This is a genomic window from Mesorhizobium sp. M7A.F.Ca.AU.001.01.1.1, assembly GCF_004022735.1.
Taxonomy (GTDB): Bacteria; Pseudomonadota; Alphaproteobacteria; order Rhizobiales; family Rhizobiaceae; genus Mesorhizobium; species Mesorhizobium ciceri.
Genome location: NZ_RZPF01000217.1, coordinates 1 through 8,738 on the forward strand (window position 1 = coordinate 1; position 8,738 = coordinate 8,738).

Here is an 8,738-nt window from a genome sequence, read left to right on the forward strand (position 1 = left end):
GTCCGGAAGACCGCGCCATTATAGCCGAGCACCAGGCAAACGCCCTGTCGTCTGGCAGCATCGCGGGCGCATTGCCAGTCGAATTCCAGGGTCGCGCGCGGTCCCTTGGAGGCGACCTGGATGTGAATGAGCTCGATGCCGCGCCAGGTTTCGCTGCGCACCCGCTGGTCGATCCGCTCGACCTCATCCTGGCAATAGACGCCGACCTTCCAGCCGCGCCCGACAAGAAACAGCGCCAGTTTTTCGGCAAAGGTTTCAAAGCCGCCATGGGCCGCGGGTATGCCGCGGGTCCCCAGGATTAGAATGGCGGGCTTTTCTGGTTTCATGGCCGGCGGCACTTTCACACATTTCATATATTAGATATTGCTTAATTTATAATGAGCAGACCGCAACTTTCGTGCCATCTTCCGATTTCGGTATCCTGGGAGGGGATCATGGCGCGGGGTTGTAAAAAAACGGTGTTGAACCCGGTGGTTGTTTCATTCTCGGTCAACCCTTCTGTGCGTAGCTGTATCGAAACGAAGCAATGCCAGGGGCGTACGGCCGGCAGTCGGACATATCGAACCGATAGTCGGACATATCGAACCAGGCATGATTCTTGCGGACGGGGTTCTGCCACAATCGCCCAGCGCGATGGTTGCAGCACCCGGCGGGAAACAAAGATGCGGATTGCCTGCGTTCATCAGGGTTATGAACTCTATGGTTCTGACCGCAGCTTCGCGGAGAGCGTGGCTGCGCTGCGCGCCGCGTTTCCGTCGGCCGACATCGAGGTGGTCTTGCCGCGCAGCGGGCCGATCGTCCAGATCCTGGAAGCGCATGCCAGCCGGATCGTCTTCGAACCGCTCTGGGTGTTGAGGCGCCAGGCCATTGCGCGCCTTGCGACAGTCGAGATGGCGCGATTGCCGGTTGCCGTGTTCAGGGCGTGGCGGCGCCTCAAGGCCTGCGACCTCGTCTATGTCAACACCTCGATCGTGGCCGACTATGCGCTGGCCGCGCGATTACTGCCCCACAAAGCCGTCTTGCACATCCACGAGATCCCCGAAGGCGCCATGCGCAGGATACTCGTCGGCCTGATGCACTGGAGCCATGCGGATCTGATCTTCAACTCGCGCGCGACGCGAGCCGCTTTCGGCGACCCCAAGGCCGCGCGCGCGCATGTCGTCTACAACGGCGTTGCCGGGCCGGCGGCGGTCGAACCAATGACGTATGACGGCAAGCGACCATTGCGGGTGCTGCTGCTCGGCCGCATCAACCGGATCAAGGGGCAGGAGGTCCTGCTGGAGGCGATCGCCTCGATGCCGGCAGAACTCCAGGCGAGGGTCGAGGTGCGGCTGGTCGGCGGCGCCTTCGAAAGCACCGAGCGCGAGCGTGCGCTTGCCGAACTGGTCGAAACGATGGGGCTTGCCGGGCGCGTCGGAGTCCTGCCTTTCATTCCCGATCCCTCGGAGCATTATCGCTGGGCCGACATCGTCACCGTGCCGTCGCGGCGTCCGGAATCGCTGGGCCGCGTCGCCATCGAGGCGATGGCTTATGGCCGGCCGCCGCTTGTGTCGGCGATCGGCGGGCTGGTGGAAGTGGTCAGCGACGGGCAGACCGGCTGGCATGTTCCGCCCGGCGACGCAGTAGCTCTTGGCGCGAAATTGCAGGAGATCATCCTCGCCCCTGAGGCCTGGCGCGGGTTTGTCGCTGCCGGGCGCGCGCGCTATGAGGCGATCTTCAGCGAGCCGGTCGCGGCCGCGGCGATCACCGCGATCGCCGCCGAAAAGCTGAAGACGACCATCGCGCGGCCGGGCAGGGCGCCCGCTGCCCGCGCAGCGGAGACACGGCCGTGAAGTTAGCGTTTCCGAGCCATCTGGTTCGACGCCTCGTGCTGATGATCGGCGGCGAGGCGATGCAGAGCGGCTTTCATTTCGCCCTCAACATCATGCTGTTGCACATGCTGTCGGCGCAGGGCTACGGCCTCTTCGCCATCGGCATGGTGATGGGCGGGGTCGGCCTGTCCTATATCAGGTCGCTCACCGCTGTTCCCGCCAGCATCTGGATGAGCAAGAGCACCAACAGCGCCGGCGTCAATACCTATGACGTGGCGTTCGGAACGGCGGCGCTGATCGTGGCGTTGCTGATGGCCGTCGGCACGGCTGTTCTGATGCATGTCCTTGGAGATCCAAGCGGAATTGCCGCCGGCTGCTTCGTCGGTGCCTGGTCGTTGCGCAGCCATATGCGCACGGCTTTCTTCGCACGGCGCCAGCAGGTTGTCGTCTCCATCAGCGATGGCGCTTTTACAGTCGCCGGCTGTGTCCTGACCGGGCTGTCGATCTGGTTGGTCCAAGACCCGCTGCAGACCGTATTCTATGCACTTGCAGCCGCAAATGTGTTCGGCATTTTCGTCCTGGTCCGCCTGGCTCGGCGCTCGCTTCGCATCAGCTTCCGCATGCCGACGCGCCGACGCTATGTCAGGCTCTGGCCCCAACTGCGCTGGTCGGCATTCAGCGCGACCACCACCAACATCCAGGGTCAATGTCTGGCGCTGCTGGTCGCCGGCATTGCCGGGCCAGCCGCCTACGCACCGCTGGCGGCGGTTCTGGTGCTGTTTGCTCCGCTGCGCATCATCAGCCTTGCGTTCGTCAACATGACGCAGCCGGATCTCGCCAGGCTGATGCGGAACAATGAAACAGGCCGTGTCTGGACGCAGGCCAAGATCTGGGCGCTCGTCATGGGGCTCGGCGGCCTTGCTTATGGATGTGCGATCATGTTCGTCCTGCCGATGATAAAATCCCAGGCTCTCCAGGACGCTTCGACCTGGTTCATCGGGCTTTTCGTGATCGCGAATTTTGTCCCGATCATGCTCTATATCATGCCCCGCATCGTGCTTGAGATACTCGGCGATTTTCGGATCGTCGCGTTCATCACCACGGGCGGCGCGGTCGTCGGGCTGGCGCTGATCGCGGCCCTGCTGGCAATCGCGTCTCCGCCGTGGGCGTTGTTGGGTTCCGCCGTCTCGGAGATGTTCGTGCTCGTGGCATCGTGGTATTTCGCGCATCACCGCATGTGGAATATCGAGCATCCCGATGAGGCGCGCGACAGCCGGTTGGGCGCGTGGCGGCGGACGCTGCCGTTCGCTACGGCAAAGCGATAGGAAAAAACATGGCAGTCCAGGCGGTGCAAATTGCTGCGGTGACCGGCTCGCCCGATGGCCAGTCCTCCCATCCGGCCACCGTCGTCGCCATCGATGCCTACACGGCGCGGCTCCACACCAGCTTGGAAGCGGTGAGGCCGCTCTGGCTGCGCCTCCAGGCGGACGGTGTGTGCACCGCCCACCAGAATTATGCCTGGGCCGAGGGGATCGTCGCGCGGCTAATGCCGGAAGGTGCGGAACTGCTCATCGTGGAGGTAAACGATGCCGTGACGGGCGCGCCGCGAATGCTGGTGCCGCTGATACGGCGGCCGGCCTTCCGCCATCGGGTGATCGAATGGCTGAGCTGTGGCGTTTGCGACTATTCGGCACCGCTGCTGGCAGATGCCAGCCCGTGGACGATGCAATCGGCGCAGGCCGCGTGGGCTGCGGTGCGTTCCGTGCTGCCGCCGGCGGACCGCATCCAGATCACGGGAATTCCGCAATCGATCAGCGGCGTCACCAACCCTCTGGCCTTGCTCGCAGCCACGCGCGATTCCCTGCATACCAGCTTCGGCCTCGCCATCGACGGCGACCCGGAAACCGTGCTCAAGCGCCTATGCCGGCCATCCTTCGTCAAGGCCTTCAACAAGGACTGGCGCCGCCTCGAACGGCTTGGCGACGTGGAACTGGTCGAAGCCAACACGCCGGCCCTGGTGGAGGTCATCTTCGGCGGCCTGGTCCGGATGCGGCTCAGCCGCTTTCGCGAACTGGGCCGCTTCGACCTGCTGACGCAGGCGACGGCTGTCGACTTCTATCGAAACGCCGCTCTCGAGGGCCTGTCGGATGGGTCGGTGCGGCTCTTCGGGTTGCGTGTTGGTGAAGCTCTGATCGCCGTACAATACCTGCTGATCCATCAAGTCACCGTTCATGCTCTGCTGATCTCAATCGATCAGGGCGCGGTGCCCAATGTCTCGCCGGGACTTCTGATCATGGGCAAGTTGATGAGCTGGGCGCGCGGCCGCGGTTTCGATTATTTCGACCTGTCGGTCGGCAACCAGAGTTACAAGGAACATATGGGTGCCGTGGGTTCGGGCCTGCGCGAGCTTTGCCACGGGATTACGGTGCGAGGCAGCGCCGTGAGCGCAGCCATCGAGGTCCGCAACCGGACCGAGGTGTTCGTGCGCTCCAAACCTCGGCTGCTGAAGAGGCTCCAGGGACTGATGCGGGACTTGCGGCGCCTGCGTGGGGGATCGGAATGACGGGAGAAGCATGTGGCAAGCTACGCGGCGCGAACGACTCCGATAAGGGATTTGCCCGGTGGGCGGTTTTCCCCGACTGTCGCCAACGCTGATGCAACCGCGCACTTCACGGCTCGGCTGCACACCAGTTTCGATACCGTAAGGCTGCTATGGCTGCTGCTTGAGGCGCACGGCGTCTGCACTGCCCATCAGCACTATGCCTGGGTCGAAGGAATCGCCGCACGGCTGATGCCCAAGGACGCGGACCTGGTCGTCATCGAGGTGAGTGACGCCATGACCGGCGCGCCGGCCATGCTGCTGCCGCTGATGCGGCGCCGGGCCCTCGGCCACCACGTCATCGAATGGCTGAGCTGCCGCGTGTGCGACTACTCGGTGCCGCTGCTGGCGGATGGGAGAGCGTGGACCAGGCAGAGTGCCGACGCCATGTGGGCGGCGGTCCGTGCCGTTCTGCCACCGGCGGATCGCATCCATATCGCGGGGATCCCGCAGCAGATCCACGGCCTCGTCAATCCGCTGGCACTGCTTTCGGTGGCGCGCGACTCCATCCAGGTCACCTCCGGCCTCGTCCTGCACGGCGACCCGGAGACGCTCATCAAGCGGATCTGCAAGCCGTCCTTTGCCAAGGCCTTCCGCAAGCATTGCCGCGGCTTCGAACAGCTTGGTGGCCTCGCTCTGGTCGAGGCCGACACGCCTGATCTGACCGAGGAGCTCCTGGATGTGCTGCTGGAATTGCGGCTGAAGCGTTTTCGTGAGCTTGGGCGTTTCGACCTCCTGACGCAGGTCCCGGTCGTCGATTTCTACCGCGCCGCGGCGCTGCAAGGCCTGTCCAATGGATCTGTGCGGCTCTTCGGTCTACGCGTCGGTGAAGCCTGGCTCGCCTCCATCTATGTGCTGGTCAGAAAAGGCACACTTCACGCCCTCCTGCTGGGCATCGACCAGAACGCGGTCGCCAATGTCTCACCCGGCCTGACGACGATGGGCAAGCTGATGATGTGGGGATGCGAGCGGGGCTTCGACTATTTCGACCTGTCGGTCGGCGGCCAGGGCTACAAGCAACATATTGGTGCCGCGAGTTCGGTTTTGGCCGAGATCTGCGAACCGGTGACGGTGCGGGGCAGGGCTGCGAACGCAGCCATTCTGTTGCGCAGCCGGGTCGAAGGCATGACGCGGTCGCGCCCCCGGCTGCTCAAAGCCGTTCAGGGCCTGACGCGCCGCTTGCGGCGATTGAAGGACTGAGGACGAGCGTTTGCCGGTCCTGCCGACGACCGATGCAAAGAGGCACCAAGGCCGGCAAGGTTGTTGACAGGGTTGGTTGGCTCTATATTTGAAAGCGCGCTTGACGTTCAGAAATGAGTGTCGTCGGCAGAATTTCTCAAATTGGCGTTTTCGGCAGATCACCTCGATGAATGCAAGTTTAGGAGATGGGATTCGTTCCATCCTCATTATTCAAACGAAGTACATTGGAGATGTCGTTCTGACATCTGCTTTGGTTCGCAACCTGCGTCTTTCTTATCCACAAGCATCGGTAACCATGCTTTGTGCGCCGGGACTCAAGCAGTTCATCGTCGCGCAAGGGATCGCCGATGTTGCCGTTGGCTTTGAATCCCGCGGCAGAGGAAGGACTCTGCTCAAGCGTTTGAGCGACTATCGTGGCGTCATCTCTGATCTGCGGCGTCGAAAATTCGATCTTAGCATCGACCTTACCGATTCAAAAACCTCGCGGATAATGCATCGTTTGATCGGCGCTCCACTTCGCGTCGGCTTCGATCCTTCCGAGCATCCGATGAAGTTCTGGGAAATCCAGCTTGCAAACGTTCTCGCCGCGACTTTCGGACAGGGCGGCCCCCATTATCTCTACAGGAACCTGTCTCCACTCCACGCGCTTGGGTTGGATTGTCAGGACCCAACGCCTCGGCTGCAGCCGAACGGGACCGCCCAGGAAGAGTGTGCCAGGATTCTTGCGGAAAACGCTTTGGCAAAGAAGTCATATGTGGCCGTGCATGCCGGCGCCAGGTTCGAAGGGCGTTGTTGGCCGCCGCAACATTTTGCTGCGGTCATCGACGAGGTATACGCCAGAACCGGGTTGCGATCTCTGCTCGTTGGTGGGCCGGATGAGGGGCTTGCCGCGCAAAGGATCCTTGAAGTGGCGGCGTCGCCGGTCGCCAGTGTCGTCGGAAAGGCCTCGCTTGAAGTCCTGACGGCATTGTTGGCCGAAGCATCAATCTTTCTAGGCAATGAGAGCGGCCCGATGCACATCGCGGCATCTGTCGGAACTCCAGCGGTGGGGTTGTACGGCCTGACGTCGCCTGAGCAATGGGGCCCGTTCGGTGTCCCGAACCGGACGCTCCAGCCGGTCATGCCCTGTCCATGCATCGCTCCAGGTGTTTGTAAAGAAAACAACCCCGGTGGGGTCTATTGTGTGCAGCGGCTTCAGGTTGCCGAGGTCGCGGCAGCGACACTCGATCTCATCGGGGAAGTCCGAAAATCCACTCATTCGGGTATGCCGGCCGCTTCGTAGGCTGGCGGCAACAGGCACGATCACGCGCGGCTTCGTCTTCGCGCGCTTCACATCGTGATTCAGGCCGAGACCCGAGCATCTTCAAAAGACTGCAAAATTTAACCGGACTGCAACCTGCACTGCCACGAAATTGACAGGACACCTCGTCTCCGGCATCCTTGGAGCCAGTCGCAAGGCCGCCGACAGCGGCCGCGTTGCGTGTCAGGGCGACCGAGGGCAGTGTCATGTTCAGTCCCGTCACAGGTCAGAATTCCAAACGCGCCGCGGTGCGCAAAGCGCTCGATCGTCACAAGGTCTACATCACCGAGCAGCGTTTTTCGGAGGGCACCTACCAAGCCCGGGTTCTGGTCGATGGCGAGGCCTATTGGGTCGACGAATTCCGGCTGAGCCAGTTGCAGCAAGGGCTGTCGCCGGCGGAGCTCGAGTTGACGCCGGCCGCTGACGATTGAGAGCGTGACTGGCTTGTTCCTGGCCGCCGTGCTTCGATCTTTGCGATGACAACTCCACCAAAGCTCAAAGCCTATCGCGCCAAACGCGAATTCGCCAAGACGCCGGAACCGGTTGGCGGGCTCGTCAGCAGCGACGGCAACCGCTTCGTCGTGCACAAGCACCACGCCACCGCAGACCATTATGATCTCCGACTGCAGGTCGGCGATGTCTTGAAGAGCTGGGCGGTGCCGCGCGGGCCTTCGCTCAATCCGGCCGACAAAAGGCTGGCGGTCGAGACCGAGGATCATCCGCTCGAATATATCGACTTCGAGGGTGTCATTCCCGAAGGCGAGTATGGCGGCGGGCCGATGATCGTCTGGGACACCGGCAGCTGGGCGCCGATGGACGATGTCGAAAAGAGCTTGCGCACCGGCGCCTTCAAGTTCCGGCTGGCCGGCGCCAAGCTCAATGGCGGCTGGATGCTGACCCGGCTGAAGCCGAAACCCGGCGAGGACGAAAACAAGAAGAACTGGCTGCTGTTCAAAGAGCGCGACCTCGCGGCCGACACTGCGCTTGACATCCTCACGGCCCGGCCGGAGAGCGTCAAATCCGGATTGCGCATCGAGGAGCTGGCGGCGCCGGCAAAGCCCGCCGCCAAACCCGCGCCCAGACAGGGATCGCTGAAGCCCGGCACGCTGCCGGGCGCCTTCAAGGCCCCCATGCTTGCCCGTATCGAGCCGCAGCTGGCGACGCAGGTGCCAAAACCGCCCGATGGCGAAGACACCAAACAAGTCTGGCTGCACGAGATCAAATTCGACGGCTACCGCACCATGGCGCATCTCACTGAGGGCGCGGTCAAGCTGATCACCCGTGGCGGCATCGACTGGACGAAGCGTTATGGCGACCTGCCGCATGCGTTCGCCAAACTGCCGTGCTGCGACGCCATCATCGATGGCGAGATCGTGGTGCTCGACGCCCGGGGCATCAGCCGTTTCGCGCTGCTGCAGGATGCGCTGGCCGAGGGCGCCGGCAGCAAGCTCCATTTCTACGCCTTCGATCTTCTCCATCTCGACGGCTGGGACCTGACCAAGGCGCCGCTGGTCCGGCGCAAGGCGCTGCTCGCGCAGATGCTGTCGGGCCTCGGCGCCAATTCCGCCATCCAGTTCTCCGACCATGTCGAGGGCTCGGGGCAGGGGCTCTACGACCAGGCGTCGGAACTGGGGCTGGAGGGTGTCGTCTCCAAGCGCGCCACGGCCATCTATCAGAGCGGCCGAAGCAAAAGCTGGACCAAGACCAAGGCGCTGCTGTCGGACGACTTCGTCATCGCCGGCTTCACCATCTCCGATGCGGCCGAAGGGCTGGCGGCGCTCGGAATGGCAGAGTTCGAGGGCGGTGAATTGCATTATCGCGGCAAGGT

Annotated in this window: 8 protein-coding genes; 7 read left to right on the forward strand and 1 reads right to left on the reverse strand. The window is 62.9% G+C overall.

Annotated features, from left to right (window positions below; genetic code table 11):
- A partial coding sequence (locus EN884_RS15360) for a DUF1972 domain-containing protein (RefSeq protein WP_164895017.1) occupies positions 1-326 on the reverse strand: 326 nt, incomplete at its 3' end.
- 336 nt (positions 327-662) lie between these two features.
- Between EN884_RS15360 and EN884_RS15365 the strand changes: the two genes are divergently transcribed.
- From EN884_RS15365 to ligD, 7 genes are all read left to right on the forward strand, one after another.
- Positions 663-1,832: a glycosyltransferase gene (locus tag EN884_RS15365; protein WP_082826508.1), complete on the forward strand. Its 1,170-nt coding sequence runs from the start codon at positions 663-665 to the stop codon at positions 1,830-1,832.
- Positions 1,829-3,136, forward strand: a complete 1,308-nt coding sequence (locus EN884_RS15370; protein WP_082826507.1) for a hypothetical protein — start codon at positions 1,829-1,831, stop codon at positions 3,134-3,136. The genes EN884_RS15365 and EN884_RS15370 overlap by 4 nt, the downstream gene beginning before the upstream one ends.
- 8 nt (positions 3,137-3,144) lie before the next feature.
- Entirely contained in the window at positions 3,145-4,374 is a 1,230-nt protein-coding gene (locus EN884_RS15375; RefSeq protein WP_063168634.1) for a GNAT family N-acetyltransferase, read from the forward strand.
- 12 nt (positions 4,375-4,386) lie between these two features.
- Complete coding sequence (locus tag EN884_RS15380) at positions 4,387-5,610, forward strand: GNAT family N-acetyltransferase (RefSeq protein WP_063168633.1); 1,224 nt, start codon at positions 4,387-4,389, stop codon at positions 5,608-5,610.
- Positions 5,611-5,710: 100 nt separating this feature from the next.
- Positions 5,711-6,892: a glycosyltransferase family 9 protein gene (locus EN884_RS15385; protein ID WP_335918267.1), complete on the forward strand. Its 1,182-nt coding sequence runs from the start codon at positions 5,711-5,713 to the stop codon at positions 6,890-6,892.
- A 224-nt stretch (positions 6,893-7,116) separates the two neighbouring features.
- A complete protein-coding gene (locus tag EN884_RS15390) occupies positions 7,117-7,341 on the forward strand; it encodes a hypothetical protein (RefSeq protein WP_027160830.1) in 225 nt (74 codons plus the stop codon).
- Positions 7,342-7,386: 45 nt separating this feature from the next.
- Positions 7,387-8,738: non-homologous end-joining DNA ligase (gene ligD, locus EN884_RS15395; protein WP_206617597.1), on the forward strand; the 1,352-nt coding region annotated here is incomplete at its 3' end.

What these genes read in the sequence shown, in the direction of transcription:
- EN884_RS15375 (WP_063168634.1), top strand. Translation starts at nt 3,145, where the DNA reads ATGGCAGTCCAGGCGGTGCAAATTGCTGCGGTGACCGGCTCGCCCGAT.
- EN884_RS15390 (WP_027160830.1), top strand. Translation starts at nt 7,117, where the DNA reads ATGTTCAGTCCCGTCACAGGTCAGAATTCCAAACGCGCCGCGGTGCGC.
- EN884_RS15365 (WP_082826508.1), top strand. Translation starts at nt 663, where the DNA reads ATGCGGATTGCCTGCGTTCATCAGGGTTATGAACTCTATGGTTCTGAC.